Origin of the sequence: Paenibacillus sp. Pae15 (genome assembly GCF_024519685.1) — a bacterium.
In the GTDB taxonomy this organism is placed as follows: domain Bacteria; phylum Bacillota; class Bacilli; order Paenibacillales; family NBRC-103111; genus Paenibacillus_G; species Paenibacillus_G naphthalenovorans.
This window is the reverse complement of sequence record NZ_JALJRM010000002.1, coordinates 56,900-73,104: the sequence shown is the minus strand read 5'-3', so window position 1 is coordinate 73,104 and position 16,205 is coordinate 56,900. Positions and strand designations below refer to the sequence as shown.

The following is a 16,205-nucleotide window of genomic DNA, read 5'->3' as shown; positions in this document are numbered from 1 at the left end:
CCACACCGTCCAGACAAAAGACCGGCGAACGGCGGCATCCCGTAACGCTGGATAACGCTTGTCCGGACGCCACTTCGTAAAGCGGGTGCACGCATGTCATGTAGTCTTGATCTCAGAACCTTCGCGAAGAGTTCCTTGCTTCACCAAATCATTTCGCCGCCTCAAAAATGTTTGTGGGGGTGCTTTTGCCCAACCTTGCCAAAAATGATAAACTTAACAGAGCAGAAACGATAGAAATATGGAGCTTGAACCCCATCGATTAAAGGAGCGAATGTGTTTGAGGAGGAATGCCAAAAAAAGAAACATGACCGCCCTGCTGGCGGTTCTGGCACTGGCCATCCTTGCGGCGGTTTATGCTTTGGCCATGGGCGGCGGCACGGGCCCGCCGAATATGGCGGCAACATTACCTGAGAGCGTGACCCCTGTTAACGGGCCGATACCACCCCCTTCGGAACCGGACCCGAATTCCTCCCTCACAAGTGAACAGGCGGACGTCGTCATTATCGGCAGTGAGTTGGAGGGCCTCTATTTGGCCCGTGCCGCCGCGGACGAAGGGCTTAAAGTAAAAGTTCTCGATACCCGCGACGCCTTCGGCGGACAAGTGCTGCAGGGAGAAATGCTCTTTTTGGACGAGACCCGCGACGACGCGCGCCGTCTGCTGGTTCAGGGACGAGCCAAGGAGCTGTTCGACGGCTTTCGTAACGGAAAAATCCGCAAGCTCAATGAATTCCAGCAATATTTTGATAAGCTTATTCAAGGCATTCCTGTAGAGCAGGGCATCCGTATCAACAGCATCGAACAGCTTCAGGGACAGTTCGGCACCCATAGGGTGGGAGCGCTTCAATACACCGACAGGGAAGGCCAAAAGAAACGGATTGAGTCTTCTTATTGGGTGGAGAATACCGATTACGCCGCGATGGCGAGCAGGCTTGAGGTGACCCGTCTGCCGGGACTGGAACAGTTCTACGGACAAAGCCGGATCGAATATATGAGCTCCGGCATGATGATGAAGTTTAAAAACGTCGACTGGACGAAATTCCAGCAGCATTTTAACCGTTTGACCCCGCAGGAACGCAGCCAAAAGTACGGTTACGGTCAAGTCGATCACAGCTATGCGATCGGACTCACGGGGATGACCAACAGATACAAGCCGACCAACGATCGCGTCTTTCTTCGCGGACTGAATGCGGTTCATCAGCGGGATGGCGAAGTGATCATTAATGCGTTCCTGATTTATACCGTCGACCCCTCCGACGACAAGTCGGTCGCCGAAGCGATGGAGCTCGGCAAAAGGGAAATTCCGCTGATTCTGGACCATTTCCGCAAAAACATCGTGGGCTGGGAACATGCGGAGCTGAACGGCTTCCCGAACTATTTGTATATTCGTGAGTATAATCACTACGAAACCGATTATGTGCTCAAGCCTTCGGACATGCTGGGGGCCAACATGTTCTGGGATAATGTCAGCATCGGAGGTTATCCGCTTGATCTGCAGGGCACCAGTGCGAATAAATGGGGCATCGAGATGGGCCGTCCCGACAAATACGGAATGCCGCTGCGCAGCTTTCTGCTCAAGGATTACGATAACGTGATCATGGCCGGCAAAAATGTCGGAGCCTCCGCCATCGCTTTCGGCAGCGCGCGTATTCAGCCGAACACCAGTCTCGCGGCGGAATCGATCGGCGTCATCCTAGGCCAAATTCAAGGCAAAAAGAAGCTGCGCGAAGTGAATGAAGCCGACATGTCAGCGCTTCATGACTATCTTGCAAGCAAATATGCGATCAAGCTGGCCGGTGTGACCGGCAACAACAAGATCGCCGGTTGGACGGCGGATGAAATCGCCAAGCTGGATACGGGCGAAATCGTCTACGCCCAGTATGTAAAAAAGCGAAAGCAGCCATAAATGGCTGCAGCATAAAAAACGGACCTTGACGGGTCCGTTTTTTATTCACCTGGCGTGGGTTGTTATATTTTGCGCTAACGTATATTAAAACTTAACCTGACCGTAGAACCCTCAAAAGCTACCTCACGAATCCTCAACTGCTTCGGCAAATCGGCGTTCAAGTCCAACTGCAGCGGATCGAGCCGAAACCATTCAAGCGGAACGGATATTCCGCGAATCTCGGTGCCGGTATGGACCGCCGTCAAATAGGGCTCCGTCCAGCTCAGCTTGAACCACAACCTGGCTCCCGCCTCAAGCCGCTGCCTCACAAGCAGATTCACGTCAGCGGATAACCGCTCGTCTTGCAGCGCAAACGCAGCTCCCGTCACCAGTACACCCGGATGCAGCTCAGGTCTTGCCGAGAGCGCCTGCTTCAGCAGATCGTTTACCTCACGCCCGGTCAGGACCATCTCCGGCCTTCGGGTCGACAGCATCGCCGTCAGCTTACCCCGTAAATCCGGCTGTACGTAAGACAGGTCGAGCGGCTTGGCCGGACGAACGTACCATGCCGTGCCCGCTGCTAGAAGCGCAAGTATGACGGCCAAGGCCGCGAGCCGTTTGATGAACACGATCACTTGAACATCCCACCCCGGTCTTTCGTTACGGCTTCCGGTTCTCCTGCTGCTTCTCCTTCAGCCACCTCGGAGCGCCCTTGTTTTTGCGGTCGCGCTCCCTCTCCGGCTTCCGTTTATCAGGCGCCTTCCGCCCGGCCGGCGCGCCCTTGGCGCTCACCCTGGCAGACTTGCCCTGACCCGGACCCGCCGGCGCAGCTTCGCCGCCCGGCCCTTTGCGCTCTGCGGGCTTATTTCCCGCCCGGCGCGGTCCTCTCTCCGGCCTTGGATCGATTACTTTGCCTTGATACATCGCTTTCTGTTTAATTTCAATACCGAGCGCCCGGGCAAATTTGTCCATGATAAACTGCTCCCGCGGCGTAACGATCGACAAAGCCAGTCCCTTCCGCCCCATCCGGCCCGTGCGGCCCACGCGATGCACATAATGGTCCGCATCCACCGGCGGGTCCAGGTTGATGACATGCGTTACCTGCGGCAGATCCAGACCGCGTGCGGCGACGTCGGTAGCCAGCAGCAGCTGGAATTTGCCCGCCCGAAACGCCTGCATGACATTGGCCCGGTCCTGTTTGGACGCTTCGCCGTACAGACCTTCCACGGACAAGCCGACATATTGCAGCTTGGCCACCGCCTCACCGATATTGTCCGTTTCGTTGATAAACACGATCGCGGCCTTCGGGTTATACAACCGGACAAGCCTGCGCAGCGTGTCAATCTTATCCCGCTCCTCACAGACGAAATACAGATGCTCCAGCATCTCCGACGTACGCTGCGCCGGATTGACGCGCACATAGGCCGGATCATTCATCCAGCGGTCGATCACGTTCTGAAGCGGGGCCGGGAGCGTCGCCGAGAAGAACATAAGCTGCCGGTCGCGGAGCATGCCTTTGAACAGCGCCTCGACCTCCTGCATCGAACCAAGCTCAAACACCTGGTCCACTTCGTCGACAACCACCGTGCGAATCCCGTGAAGCTTCAATTTTTTCAGCTTGACGAGCTCATATACGCGGCCGGGGGTACCGACCACGATCTGGGGCTTCAGCTTGAGCTTGTCGATTTGCCGTTCGATGGAAGCTCCGCCGATCAGCTGCTGTACCCGAATCCCGCTGTCCTTCGTTAAATCCCCCAGCGTTGCGACGATCTGCATGCCAAGCTCCCGGGTCGGTACCAGCACCAGCGCCTGTACCTCCCGCACCGACTCCTCCACTTTGTGCAGCAGCGGCAGGGAATAGGCAAGCGTCTTTCCCGTTCCCGTCTGCGACTGGGCAACAATATCCCTTCCTTGCAACGCGATCGGTATCGCCTCCGCCTGAATCGGCGAAGGCTCGGTGATGTCCAGCTCCTGCAGCCGTTTGACATACGCCGGAGCAATAGGTAAAGAAGCAAAGCCCGTATTCATTCCATCATCCCTTCTGCATCTCTCGTTTTCCTAGTATACCAAATTGCAGCTTTAATTTCTCTTGTGTATCTTCCGGCCGGGAAAAATGAATTGATCCATACCGGACAAGCGCGATATAATACCCCTAATCAAAGAAAGGAAGGTATCTATGAGCATCGATATCGTGTCCATTAACACAGGACTGCCAAAGACCGTTTCCTATCATCAGAAAGATCTTCTTACGGGGATCTATAAATATCCTGTCTCAGGCCCGGTTTTTTTGACCCGATTGCATTTTGAGGGAGACGGACAAGCGGACCTTGTCCATCATGGAGGAGCGGACAAGGCCGTTTGCGTATATCCGCATGAACATTATGCTTACTGGGAGTCCGTCATGGGCCAGCCTTTGCCGCCGGCAGCCTTCGGAGAAAATTTGACGATCCGCGGGTTGACGGAGGAGCAGGTTTGTATCGGGGATACGTTCCGTTTAGGCGAGGCGGTCGTTCAAGTCAGCCAGCCGCGTCAGCCGTGCTTTAAACTTTCGGTCAAACTGGGCAGACCCGATATGCCTCTGCAGGTTCAGAACACCGGGTATACGGGGTATTACTTCCGCGTTCTGAAAGAGGGCCGGGTGAGTAAAGAAAACGGGCTTATTCCCGTCGGCCGGCTTTCCAAGCCAATCACCATCGCATACGCCAACCGTATCATGCATCAGGAGAAAACGAATTGGAAGGCCATGGAGGAGCTGCTTCAGGCGGAAGAGCTGTCGGCCAGCTGGAAGGAGACGTTTCGTGCAAGACTCGAGGGCAAAAGCGGCGGCTCCTGAGAAAATCAGCGGTCGCAAGCCCTGGAGCCCATAAAAAAAACACCTGCACCGATCACCGAAGCTGTGCAGGTGATGTATGTCATATGTCATCTTGACTCCCTATGCCCTGAAACGGTTCATCTCCTCCTGTTTTCGTTTAATCCAGGCGAATACGGCATCCAGCGCACGCTTATCGTCCTCTTTCGGAAACCGGTGCTCCAAGCCTTCGTACAGCTCCATTGCGTAGTCCTTGCCCGCCCGCTCCAGCGCCGCGGCGAGCTTGCGCGCATGGGATACGTTGACCTGCGTGTCGTTTGTCCCGTGGACGATCATCACAGGCACCTTCACCTGCTCGGTCCAATATACCGGCGAACGCCGCTCATACGCTTCCGCCTGTTTCCTCGGGTGCCCCACGACTCTTTTGAGCATCCGCCTGAGATCCACACGCTCTTCGTAGGTGTCGAACAAGTCGCTCACGCCGCCCCAGACGACAACCGGACCGACGTCCGGACATTCCTTGGCCGCCTGCATCGCCATGATCGCTCCTCTGGAGAAGCCGATCAGCGGAACCGGACCGGGCACCGTTTCCGGCAGAGACTGCATGAGCTTCACCGCATGGTATACGTCGAACCGGTCCTCTCCGCCGAAGTCCTCCCGGCCTTCCCCGCCTTCATTGCCGCGATAAAAGGGGGCGAACACCACATACCCCCGTCTGGCCAAATCGAAAATACGCCGTTTGCGCACCATTCCGACCTTGCGGATTCCGCCGCGGCAGTAAAGCAATCCCGGTCCCGGAACCCCTTCTTCCGGAACGGCCAAATAGCCCTTGACCTTCAAGCCCTGACTGATATAGGTCAGCAGATACAGCTTGATCCCTTTGACCAGGCTTCTCAGGGGTTCACGCTCCACCAGCATGCCATCCTCCGGGACGCCGGCACATGCGCCTTCCGCAGGCAGCGCCGTTTTCCGCCCGGCAGGCTTGTCCTCTCCGCATTCCGTACTCCCTTGCGTTTTCGTTTGCATGCTTCTTCACTCCGTTTTTGACACTATGGTAACTTCAGGATAAACTATGATGTAGTATGACCGGAAAGGTGGGTTTTCAATGAATTCACGATTTACGGAAGAGTTCGACGGGCTCGTGGAGAAGTTCTCCGAGCTTGTCACAGGCGATGCCTCTCCCGAAATGGTAGAGAAAATAAAAGTATGGTCGATTTACAACCACATACATAAAACCATGCCTGCTCTGACCAGCCACTGGAATCAGCTGCATCCCGAAGGCAAAGCCGAGATACGCAAGCTGTTCGAGGAAGTGCGCAGCCTCCATCTCAAGCTGAAAGACGAGAATCAGAAACAGGAATAGACGGGCTTAGGCTCGCTGGAATAGACGGCCTCTTCCTCCTATTTTTTATTCAACAGCCGATAGGCGATCTTATCGAACAAACGCGGGAACAGCTGGTACAGCTTCACTCCGAAGGCCGCCATAAACGGTATGTTCACTTCCGGCGTCCGGCGTTTGATCGCCGTGAGCACTCTCTGAACCACCTGCTCCGGCTTTAGCATAAACCATCTGACGTTATTCACGTATTGTCCGGTAGGGTCGGCCCGGTCGAAGAACGGTGTGTCAACCGGTCCCGGATTGATCGCGGTCAGATGAACGCCGGTACCGACAAGCTCCTGCCGCAGACAGTTAGTGAAGCCCAGCACCGCATGCTTTGAGGCCGAATATCCGCTGGATTTGGCCGATCCGATCTTACCGGCCATAGAAGCAATATTCACGATATGTCCGCTGCCCTGCTTCAGCATGTGCGGCAGCACGGCCTTCGTACAGCGGACGACCCCCATGTAGTTGACGTCCATCATGCTCTCGATCTCGGACAAATCCGCATGAATAAAGGCTTCGAACACGCCGTATCCGGCATTATTGATCAGAATGTCGATACGTCCGTGCTTGGCGATCACCCGTTCCATCGTCCCGGCCACCTGTTCCCAGGAAGTCACGTCAAGCACATAAACGCTGTGCGAACCGTTGATGTGAGAGGCGATTTCCACCAGCTTTTTCTCCGAACGCGCCATCAGAACCGGAATTGCGCCCAGAGCGGCCAGCCTCTGCGCCATCATAGCCCCTATACCGCTCGAAGCGCCGGTAATCACCACGATTTTGCCTTGAAAGTCCATTGTATGTATGCCCCCTTAGCACACCTGCTTGACATTGAAAGAAAGAAAAAAGCGAAAGCTCTTCACGGCCCGTACGGTCCGGAATGAAGCCTTCGCTATCAGCTTACACGTAATTTAGCTATCATTTCAACTGCATGATCATTAAGCAATCAGCACTTGAATGTCCAATTCCCCGATCCCATCCATAATAAGCGGAATGGTGAGCGCTCTCTTTGCATCAAAGCCTGCCGCGTTCGCGGATTGCATCAGCTTTGGCGGCGTAATGTCTACGCGTACCCCTTGATTGTATAACATCGTACTGGCATTGCCGCTGATCATATTGCCGAGCTCCGATATGGCACTTTTGCTCATATCATCCATCTCGGTAATGAGAAAGCCTCCCATCATTGCGGAAACGACTTTCAACGCCACTTCTTCGTGAAGCCCGAATACGATGTCTCCTTCCATCTGCCCGGTCATCCCGATTTGAATCCAGATGTAGTTTTCAACAAGTTTCACTTCCTTGATGCCGAGCTGACCGGTGGACGGCCGGATATTGGCGACTTGCTCAATAACGATTCTAGCCGATTCCAAGAACGGATTGATGAGCTCTGCCTTCATAACATTAATGGTCTCCTTTTTTCGGCAATTTTCTTCGAAATCATAGGACTTTTTTCGTTACTTCATTATACCCAAAGCAGTACGATAAGTATAGAATAATGTCCTGTTTCGTGTGAAAATTCACAGTTTATAGACGATTAGACTCAGGAATTTAGTTTCATTCCACGATTTCATCCCATCCGTAGCTGTCATAGAAGACACCATCAAGCACATTGCGGATCGCCTTACGCACATGAGGGATCGTGTCATCCGGCAGCCGATCCAATGGAAACCATCCCATTTCGGAGCATTTATCCGGCTCCTTGTTCACCGGTTCCCCTTCCCACCGGTTCACCTTAAGAAAGAAATCGATCCACTCTCCCTTATCCGACAGCCGATGCATGACGCAGGCTACCTCCAAATCCTCCGGGCTTAGTTTTATGCCGCTTTCTTCCTCCGCTTCCCGCACCGCCGCACGCTTGACTTCCTCGTTTCCGTCCAGCTTCCCGGCAACCAGACTGAGTTTTCCGTCCTCATACCCTGTATTGGACCGTCTCAGCATCAGAATTTTCCCATTCCGTATGAATAACATATATACTGCACTGTTGACTTGAAACCATGGTTTGCTCATAAGCTGCCTCCACACCGATGTTCATTGCCATTACCGAACAGGACCTGCCGAACATCCATTTTTATCTCGAATCGCTTGATCCAATCCTTCCGCGTTCTACAGTGTATGATGACCTCGCTTGGTCGTCCAGCCCAAATCGTTTGAACCCTACCGCCCCTATTTCATTCCATCGTCCGAATGCTATAAGGTTCCCCAAAATTCACTTCATGTCATGCTTGAACGGGAGGATTGGTATGCTGCAAAAAACACATAGCGCGGCCGGACTTGTAGCCGCTGAGCTTGTGATCGTTTATCATGGGGGTTCCTTTTGGTCCTGGGAAGCCGCAGGAGCTCTACTGCTGGGCTGTTTGGCCGGCCCTTTGGCTGATGTCGACAAGCAGGGATCGACGATGGCCAAGCTGCTTTTCCCCGTGTCCGCTCTGCTGCGGCTTCTCAACGTGCGCCATCGGACAATGACGCATTCCATTGTCTTTATTTTGACATTAATGGTGCTTTCTCTTCCTTTATCACCATTATATCATGCCGTTTTCATCGCCGCCTATTTATCGCACCCGCTCATCGACTTGTTCAATGAACAGGGAGTTCATTTATTTTGGCCGCTCAAAGCGAGGGTCCGCCTGCTTCCAAAATTTTTGGCAGTTGATACGGGCTCGACCAGCGAAACGGTATTTCGGTGGATGCTTCTTGCCGTCGGGATATGGCTTCCGGTTTCTGCGATCGGCTTTCCCCGCCTATTTTAGCGTGAAATGAAAAATAGCTGCCCGTGGGCTTTAACACCCGCATGGCAGCTATTTTCAGTTTTTAATACGCTCTTTCGTACTGCTTTGGCAGCTCCGGCTGGCCGGATACGGCCTGAATCGCATGAATCGCCCAATAAGGATCGCGCAGCATGCCGCGGGCTACCGCGATCAAATCGGCATCGCCGTTAGCGACGGTCGCTTCCGCCAGCTTCGGATCTTCCAACAGACCGACCGCGATGACCGGAAGGCCAAGCGCTTGCTTGAAGGCGCGCGCCATCGGAACTTGATAACCCGGATAATTTCCCGGCTTTCTTTGGCCTGCAGGCCCTTCCCCGCCGCTCGTAATATGGAACACATCCACTCCGGCTTCTTTGTACCTTTGGCCGATCTCAAGGCTGTGATCCAGATCGTAGCCTCCATCGATGTATTCGATTGCCGAGATTCTCATAATAAGCGGCATATGCTCCGGAATGACGCTTCTGATCGCTTGAACGACTTCCACACCGAACTTCGCCAAATCACGGCCGTACTCATCACTGCGGTTGTTGATGGCCGGAGAATGAAACTGATGGATCAAATACCCGTGGGCACCATGGATTTCGATCGTGTCCACCCCGGCTTCAACGGCCCGTCTGGCGGCTTCCCGGAATTTCACGACCATTTCCTTGACTTCCCCGGTTGACAGAGCCCTCGGCTTCTTAAATCGGGGACTCACCGGAATGTCGGAAGGTCCTACCGGTACCTCCGCATCCTCCGCTTTGCGCCCGGCATGGGCGATTTGAATTCCTATTTTGGCGTTATATTTATGTACTTCGTCAATAATTCTTCTGAACGCAGGAATCTGGTCGTCGGACCATAATCCGAGGTCATAGTCTGTAATGCGGCCATCCGGCTCCACATCGGTCATCTCCATGATGAGAAGCCCCGCTCCTCCAACGGCTCTGGAAACGTAGTGGACAAAGTGCCAGTCGTTCGGGGCACCGTCTTTTGCGGTAACGGAGTATTGACACATCGGCGGCATGACGATTCTGTTTTTTAATTCCAGGCTCTTTACGGTAAAAGGAGTTGATAACACAGCCATAAATGATTGCTCCTTTGCACAATGTGGTTTTATGACAATAGTACCCCAAATGGATATTATTTACAACTCTTGGGACCGTTTGGGATTCGGTTGAACAAGGTTGAACGATATAAGTAGGCCGTATTGGACATTCCTCACACTTTTATGGTGTGAATACCACATCGGCAAGCAGCTCGTAGGAACGCAGCCGCTTGCGATAATCGGGTACCATGGTGACGATGAGAAACTCATCCGCGTCGTACATACTGCTGAATTGTTCCAGCTTCGCTTTCACTTGCCCGGGAGTTCCCGCGAGCAGCTTTCGTTCGAAGTGTGCACTCTCCTCTTCTGCAGGGCCTTCCGGTCTAAACCATGCATTCGCCTTGACCGCTAGGCTTTGGGCCTCCTCTTCCGTGTCGGCGCAAATAACGCCCACGGCCACGATGATCCGGGGTTCCTGGGAAAGATGCGAAGGCTTGAACTCCCGTCTGTAAGCCGATAGCACCTCCACTCCATCCTGGTCGCTCATGAACTGTCCGAAAACATAACCTGTACCGAATTCGGCCGCATACGAGGCGCTTTTGCGGTTCGTGCCGAGCATCCAGACTTCCGGCGGGAGGGGCGGAGTCGGCCGTGCCTTAACAGAATGGCCTTCAAGCTGATAATGGCCGGCCAGCAATTCCGACAAAGCCTGAATTGTTTCCGGAAGAACGCTGACATTTTCCAAAAAATTGCCGCTCAATGCGATACTGACGTGCGCTGAGCCGCCGGGAGCCCGCCCGATGCCCAAATCCATTCGTCCGGGATACAGGACAGCCAGCATATGAAAAAGTTCCGCCACTTTGATCGGCTTGTAATGAGGAAGCAGCAGCGCTCCCGAGCCTAACCGGATCCGCTGTGTGCGGGCGCCGATATGGGCTAACAGCACCTCCGGCGCAGTGCACGCGAGCCCCTCCATATCATGATGCTCGGCTGCCCAATAACGGCAGTAGCCCAGCCTTTCCGCCGTACGAGCAAGCAGCGCCGCCTGTTCCAGAGCTTGTACAGAGTCGGCACCCGGAAAGACGGGAACAAGATCCAACACGCTAAGCTTCATGAAATCCACTTCTCTCTATGTGTATTGCTTACACTTCATCATATCAAAAACAGCCCTAAACCGGAAAACCATGTTTTGCGGGTTTCCAATAGGATTAATCTGTATGAATAACGCCGGGTTTATACGAAGCGGTACAGACCATAAAGACCCCGTACCGCTCCGCCTGACGGCGTTGCAAGCGCGAGGTCTTTACTCTTCAAGCCGATTACGGCATTTTTCGTCCTCTGGAGCTCACATACAGAGAATACCATTCTTCCCGGGACAGGCTTACCTGTAAGGCTTCGGCGCTGGCCTGAATGCGCTCGGGCCGGATCGTGCCCAGTACAGGCTGGATGCCTGCCGGATGGCGCATCAGCCATGCCAATACGATGGCTTCCGGAGCAGTCCCTTTCCGTTCAGCCATTTCCCGGACAAGGGCGGCGGTCAGACGAACCGATTCCGGTTGATTCTCCGGCTCCCGGCCGGTGAATACCCCCTTGGCCAACGGACTCCAGGCTTGAATTTGAATTTGTTCCATCCAGCAAAACTCGATCGTCCCTTCAGGAAACGATACTTCGGCGCCCTCCTGCTGGTTCACCAGCACACCGGCTTCAAGCCAATCCAGCTTGCCCAGGTTTAATTCCAATTGGTTCACAAGCAGCGGCGCATCCAGATGCGACTGGAGAAACCGGATTTGCGCCGGGCTCATGTTCGATACGCCAAAGCCTTTCACCTTCCCGGCCTGCTTCAGCTTGCTGAAAGCGTCGGCCACTTCTTCCGGTTCCATTAAAGGGTCCGGTCGGTGCAGCAGCAGAATGTCGAGCGACTCGACGCCAAGCCTGCTTAAGATCCCGTCCACGCTGGAGAGGATGTGCTCCGCAGAGAAATCGTATCTTGCCGGACGGCCGGTGCCTTCATCGAACCGGATGCCGCATTTGGATTGCAGCACCATTTGCTCCCGAAGCCCGGGACGTTCCCGAAGCACCTGGCCGAATACCTGCTCCGCTTTACCATAGGCGTAAATATCGGCATGATCGAACATGGTGATGCCGGCGGCAAGAGCCGTTTCCACCGCAGCGTGTGCCTGCTTCAAATCGTCCGCGGTAAGCGGATTGCGGTTCCAGCCTCCGCCAAATCCCATACATCCCAGCACCAGACGGCTGGCGGGAATGCCCCGTTTTTGCAATGGAATGGTTTTCTTCATATCTAATGTCGTCCTCCCTGAGTTCCGTCCACTTTCACTTTCAATTTCATCATCAACTCTAAAAGGATGGTACCAAGATGAAATCAGGTCTGTCAACCGTTGGAACAAGCGGTACATCCTGCTTTAACTCCGCTTTGGATTAAGAATGATTTAAGATTTTAACCAAAGGACCGTTAAGATTTATCGGGTAGAATGAAACATGTTATGATGATCTCGGAATCACGCCTGACAAAACTTTGGATATAAAGGAGGCCGCTTAACCATGGCTCAACATACGATTCTTCTGGTCGATGATGAAAAAGAAATTATAGATCTGCTGGAAATTTACTTGAAAAATGAAGGCTTCCGTCTTCTCCGGGCTGCGAACGGATTAGAGGCTTTGAGCATCCTGCAGAAGGAAGAGGTCGACCTTGTCGTGCTTGACATTATGATGCCGAAGATGGACGGAATCGAGGCCTGCCTCAAAATACGCGAGCAAAAAAACATGCCTATCATCATGCTCTCCGCCAAGAGTCAGGATATGGACAAAATTCTCGGCCTCAGCACAGGGGCCGACGATTATGTATCGAAGCCCTTTAACCCGCTGGAGCTGATCGCCCGAATCAAATCCCAGCTTCGCCGGTATACGCGGCTGAACGTGGCGCTGCCCAACAAAGACCATGAAATTGAGGTGGACGAGCTGACGATCAATACGTTGACCCATGAAGTGAAGGTGGACGGAAGAGAGGTTCGGCTGACGCCGCGTGAATTCGCCATACTTGAGCTGCTTGCCCGTCATCGGGGCACCGTATGGAGCATCGAAAAAATCTATGAATCCGTTTGGAAGGAAGCCTATCTCGATTCGGACAACACCGTCATGGTCCATATCCGCAAAATCCGCGAAAAGATCGAGGCCAACCCGAGAAAGCCCAAATTCATAAAAACCGTGTGGGGAGTGGGATATAAAGTTGAGTAACGCAGATAAAATGAAGCGGTCCCGCAAGCCGATCCTGGAGCGCTTTCCATTCACCTGGTTTCCGTTTACGCTGCTGCGCGGTCTGATTTTGTTCATCCTGGATTTGTTCCGGATGAGCCGAGAGCATGTCGAACGCAGCATACGGCTTCAGCTCGTACTGACCTTTGCGATTTGTCTTGGCGTAAGCACCCTTTTCTATGGCATCAGCTCCGCCTTGTTCGGACAAATCAACAAAGGCACTGTCATCGACTACTCCCAAGGCATCAGACAAATCGATAGCGCAGCCCGCTCGCTGGTTCGCCTGCTGGAGCCGTCCTTGTCGGATGATGAACAGATCGAAATGAGCAGCTTGCCGAGTCGCTCGAACGCTGATGTGGAAATGACCGATCAGGAATCTGCACAACCTGTTTCTGACGCCGATAACGAGAAGCAGCAGCAGAAAAAGCAGCAGGAGGAACGGCGCAAACGCAAGTTTATGGAAGATGTCCAGCATCTAACTACCTATGAAAATTACAAAATCGTCATTACCGATCTGGAAGGAAAGGTTATATTCCGCAGCGAGAACGCTCCTGAAACGTATATCGACGTTCACAAAGTGATCCGCAATGCCATGGAAACCCGCAACGAAGACTCTCACAGACGTTCGGAAGTATCCAGCTTTTATCCGGTTACCTATGATAATCAAAAATCCTACTTGATCGTCTCCGGCATTCCGCAGCCGTCGATCAGCTACATCAAAGGACAGAGCCCGCTTTCGCTGTTGAGCGCCATCGCCGTATTCATCTTTCTTTTTTACTATTTGACACGAAAAAAAATGAGATACATCGAGGAGCTGGCCACCGGGCTGCGAATTATCGCGACGGGCAACCTGGATCACCGGGTGATCGAGCGTACGCGCGATGAACTCGGCTCGCTCGCCAAAGACATGAACTTGATGGTAGCCGATCTGCAGCATACAATAGAAGAGGAACGGCGGGCCGAGCGGTTGAAAAACGAGCTGGTGACGAATGTATCCCACGATTTGCGCACACCGCTGACCTTGATCATCGGTTACCTGCGGCTTCTGCATGACAAGAATTACGAAACGCCCGAGCAAGCTGCAGGTTATGTCGCCATTGCTTACAGCAAAGCGGAGAAGCTGCAAGGACTGATCGAGGACTTATTCGAGTATACCAAGCTTACCCACCAGGACGTTCCCATGCATAAGCGGGAAGTCGCCATCAATGAGGTGCTGGAGCAGCTGCTGGAGGAGTATGTAACCCTCAGTGAGGAACAGCAGTTGACCCTCATCCGCAGCATTCCGCAGGAAAGACTCTCCGTGCGGATCGACGTGGACAAGATGATCCGCGTGTTCGAGAATCTGCTCGGCAACGCCATCAAGTACAGTCCCAAGCCGGGGACCATTACGGTCGGAATGGCGAGGGAGCGGGATCATGTGCTGATTCGAATCAGCAACAAAGCGGACGCCCTTACCCGTGAGGAGCTGGAGCAGCTGTTCGACCGCTTCTACCGCGTCGACAAGGCCCGGACCTCCGATACTGGAGGCTCCGGTTTAGGCCTTGCGATCGCCAGGAGCATCGTCGAATCGCATGACGGAACGATCTGGGCCGAATCGTCCGGCGGCAGCATTCATTTTTATGTCAAACTAAAGCTGGAAACTTAAGAAAAACCGGCTACACGATGCTCAGGAGGTTCAGAATGCCTGGATTTTTACTCGATTTGGATGGAACGCTGTACAACGGCGACCGCCCTATTCCCTATGCCGCGGAGTTTATCGGCTGGCTTCGGGAACGGGGCTACCCGTTTCTTTACTTAACCAACAATTCGTCCCGGACGCCGGAGCAAGTGGCTTTACACCTCACAGCCACGGGCATAGAGGCGTCCGCGCACGAAGTGCTGACTTCAGCCCAAGCGGCGGCAATGTATTTGAAGGATGCGGGACTTGATAGCGGTCCGGTCATGTGCATTGGCGAGACCGGGCTGCAGCAGGCGCTGCAAGAGATGGGATTGGAGCTGGTTGGAGAGGAAGCGGAGCAACGCGGGGTGACGGTCGTAGTCCAGGGAATTGACCGGACCTTCAGCTACGAGAAGATGTTTAAGGCCGTACGCTATATCAGAGCCGGTGCGAAATATGTCCTGACGAACCCCGATCACCTGCTTCCGTGGAACGGCGAGCTTTCGCCGGGGGCAGGCTCCATTTCCGCCTCCATCGAACGCGCAAGCGAGACGGCGCCTGTCATCATCGGCAAACCCTCTCCGATCATTATGCGCTATGCCACCGCCAGGCTCGGGCTTGCCCCAGAGGAAATTTGGGCGGTCGGCGACAATATAAACACCGATATCCGCGGCGGAGCAGAGGCAAAGTGCCGCACGGCCCTGGTGCTTACAGGGCTGGCGAACGAATCCAATGTAGAGGAGCAAATCGCAAGAGCCGGCGTCCGGCCGGAGCTCGTTTGCCTCCATCTCATGGAGCTCGCCGGGCGGATCGGGTAAAGAAGCTTACGATAATTCTATGAACCCCTCCAAAGGAGAGGGTTCTTTTTATTTCCATTTGACAATTATGTTGGCTGGTGCTATGATTTTTGATTATTAAATTATTTACTATTAAACTATTTTATTATTAAATATTATTTTCAGATTAGGATGGTTGCTTATGAAAATCCCCTTGGATCCTGCTGTCCGTCGCTTTGAGGCCGCCTTCTTCACGCTGTTTCGCAAGCTGGGACCTGAGCTCGGCATACCGGCCGACCTGTCGTTAACAGGACCTCAAATGATGATACTGTTTACCATTTCCAGCAGCGGGCGCTGCCCTGTCGGACAGCTGGCGCAAAAAATGGAGGTTACTCCCGGCGCCATTTCCGTGATGATTGACCGGCTGGTGAACAACGGTTTTGTCGTTCGGAAGTACGACCCAAAGGACCGGCGGGTTGTGCTTCTTGAAATTACCGGGCAAGGACGCGAAGCGCTAGAGAAAATAAGAGAGGTGCGCACAGCCCAGATCAAGCAGTATTTAGCTTACCTTGAGCCGGACGAGCTGGATTTATTCCTGCATTCGTTCGAGAAAATCGCCGCTCACATTAAACAATAATAAA

The 16,205-nt window shown here is 53.6% G+C and carries 17 protein-coding genes; 8 read left to right on the top strand and 9 right to left on the bottom strand.

Annotated elements, in window-relative coordinates; all coding sequences use genetic code 11:
• Positions 1–277: 277 nt before the first annotated feature.
• Positions 278–1,903: an FAD-dependent oxidoreductase gene (locus NR121_RS02095; RefSeq protein WP_256830337.1), complete on the top strand. Its 1,626-nt coding sequence runs from the start codon at positions 278–280 to the stop codon at positions 1,901–1,903.
• A gap of 74 nt (positions 1,904–1,977) precedes the next feature.
• On the opposite strand, the gene NR121_RS02090 is transcribed toward NR121_RS02095, so the two are convergent.
• Together NR121_RS02090 and NR121_RS02085 are read right to left on the bottom strand one after the other, a co-directional pair.
• Entirely contained in the window at positions 1,978–2,517 is a 540-nt protein-coding gene (locus tag NR121_RS02090; protein ID WP_137670588.1) for a hypothetical protein, read from the bottom strand.
• Positions 2,518–2,542: 25 nt separating this feature from the next.
• Complete coding sequence (locus NR121_RS02085) at positions 2,543–3,910, bottom strand: DEAD/DEAH box helicase (protein WP_062409376.1); 1,368 nt, start codon at positions 3,908–3,910, stop codon at positions 2,543–2,545.
• 148 nt (positions 3,911–4,058) lie between these two features.
• On the opposite strand from NR121_RS02085, the gene NR121_RS02080 reads away from it, so the two are divergent.
• Positions 4,059–4,715, top strand: a complete 657-nt coding sequence (locus NR121_RS02080; RefSeq protein ID WP_054819605.1) for an MOSC domain-containing protein — start codon at positions 4,059–4,061, stop codon at positions 4,713–4,715.
• Positions 4,716–4,814: 99 nt separating this feature from the next.
• On the opposite strand, the gene NR121_RS02075 is transcribed toward NR121_RS02080, so the two are convergent.
• The gene (locus tag NR121_RS02075; protein ID WP_054819607.1) at positions 4,815–5,609 is read right to left on the bottom strand and encodes an alpha/beta hydrolase family protein; all 795 of its coding nucleotides are present in this window, start codon (positions 5,607–5,609) and stop codon (positions 4,815–4,817) included.
• A gap of 187 nt (positions 5,610–5,796) precedes the next feature.
• On the opposite strand from NR121_RS02075, the gene NR121_RS02070 reads away from it, so the two are divergent.
• Entirely contained in the window at positions 5,797–6,054 is a 258-nt protein-coding gene (locus NR121_RS02070; RefSeq protein WP_054819604.1) for a DUF2573 family protein, read from the top strand.
• A gap of 38 nt (positions 6,055–6,092) precedes the next feature.
• On the opposite strand, the gene NR121_RS02065 is transcribed toward NR121_RS02070, so the two are convergent.
• The 3 genes from NR121_RS02065 to NR121_RS02055 all read right to left on the bottom strand — a co-directional run bounded on the left by NR121_RS02065 (position 6,093) and on the right by NR121_RS02055 (position 8,079).
• Positions 6,093–6,869 carry an SDR family NAD(P)-dependent oxidoreductase gene (locus NR121_RS02065; RefSeq protein WP_054819603.1) on the bottom strand — a complete coding sequence of 259 codons (777 nt, stop codon included), beginning with the start codon at positions 6,867–6,869 and terminating at the stop codon, positions 6,093–6,095.
• Between the two features lie 141 nt (positions 6,870–7,010).
• Positions 7,011–7,469, bottom strand: a complete 459-nt coding sequence (locus NR121_RS02060; protein ID WP_054819602.1) for a chemotaxis protein CheX — start codon at positions 7,467–7,469, stop codon at positions 7,011–7,013.
• A gap of 157 nt (positions 7,470–7,626) precedes the next feature.
• Positions 7,627–8,079 (bottom strand): NUDIX hydrolase, encoded by a 453-nt coding sequence (locus NR121_RS02055; protein ID WP_062409378.1) that lies wholly within the window; start codon positions 8,077–8,079, stop codon positions 7,627–7,629.
• 233 nt (positions 8,080–8,312) lie between these two features.
• On the opposite strand from NR121_RS02055, the gene NR121_RS02050 reads away from it, so the two are divergent.
• Positions 8,313–8,819 carry a metal-dependent hydrolase gene (locus NR121_RS02050; protein WP_054819601.1) on the top strand — a complete coding sequence of 169 codons (507 nt, stop codon included), beginning with the start codon at positions 8,313–8,315 and terminating at the stop codon, positions 8,817–8,819.
• 61 nt (positions 8,820–8,880) lie between these two features.
• On the opposite strand, the gene NR121_RS02045 is transcribed toward NR121_RS02050, so the two are convergent.
• The 3 genes from NR121_RS02045 to NR121_RS02035 all read right to left on the bottom strand — a co-directional run bounded on the left by NR121_RS02045 (position 8,881) and on the right by NR121_RS02035 (position 12,158).
• A complete protein-coding gene (locus NR121_RS02045; RefSeq protein ID WP_062409379.1) occupies positions 8,881–9,900 on the bottom strand; it encodes an NADH:flavin oxidoreductase/NADH oxidase in 1,020 nt (339 codons plus the stop codon).
• Between the two features lie 142 nt (positions 9,901–10,042).
• Positions 10,043–10,975: an LLM class flavin-dependent oxidoreductase gene (locus NR121_RS02040; protein ID WP_062409380.1), complete on the bottom strand. Its 933-nt coding sequence runs from the start codon at positions 10,973–10,975 to the stop codon at positions 10,043–10,045.
• A 205-nt stretch (positions 10,976–11,180) separates the two neighbouring features.
• Positions 11,181–12,158, bottom strand: coding sequence for an aldo/keto reductase (locus NR121_RS02035; RefSeq protein WP_256830327.1), 978 nt, complete (start codon positions 12,156–12,158; stop codon positions 11,181–11,183).
• 262 nt (positions 12,159–12,420) lie between these two features.
• On the opposite strand from NR121_RS02035, the gene NR121_RS02030 reads away from it, so the two are divergent.
• The 4 genes from NR121_RS02030 (at position 12,421) to NR121_RS02015 (ending at position 16,201) form a co-directional block, all read left to right on the top strand.
• Entirely contained in the window at positions 12,421–13,113 is a 693-nt protein-coding gene (locus NR121_RS02030) for a response regulator transcription factor (protein ID WP_174350107.1), read from the top strand.
• Between the two features lie 10 nt (positions 13,114–13,123).
• Positions 13,124–14,776 (top strand): sensor histidine kinase, encoded by a 1,653-nt coding sequence (locus tag NR121_RS02025; protein WP_375162502.1) that lies wholly within the window; start codon positions 13,124–13,126, stop codon positions 14,774–14,776.
• A 35-nt stretch (positions 14,777–14,811) separates the two neighbouring features.
• Positions 14,812–15,606, top strand: coding sequence for an HAD-IIA family hydrolase (locus NR121_RS02020; RefSeq protein ID WP_174350105.1), 795 nt, complete (start codon positions 14,812–14,814; stop codon positions 15,604–15,606).
• A gap of 160 nt (positions 15,607–15,766) precedes the next feature.
• Positions 15,767–16,201 (top strand): MarR family winged helix-turn-helix transcriptional regulator, encoded by a 435-nt coding sequence (locus tag NR121_RS02015; protein WP_062409385.1) that lies wholly within the window; start codon positions 15,767–15,769, stop codon positions 16,199–16,201.
• Positions 16,202–16,205: the final 4 nt, after the last annotated feature.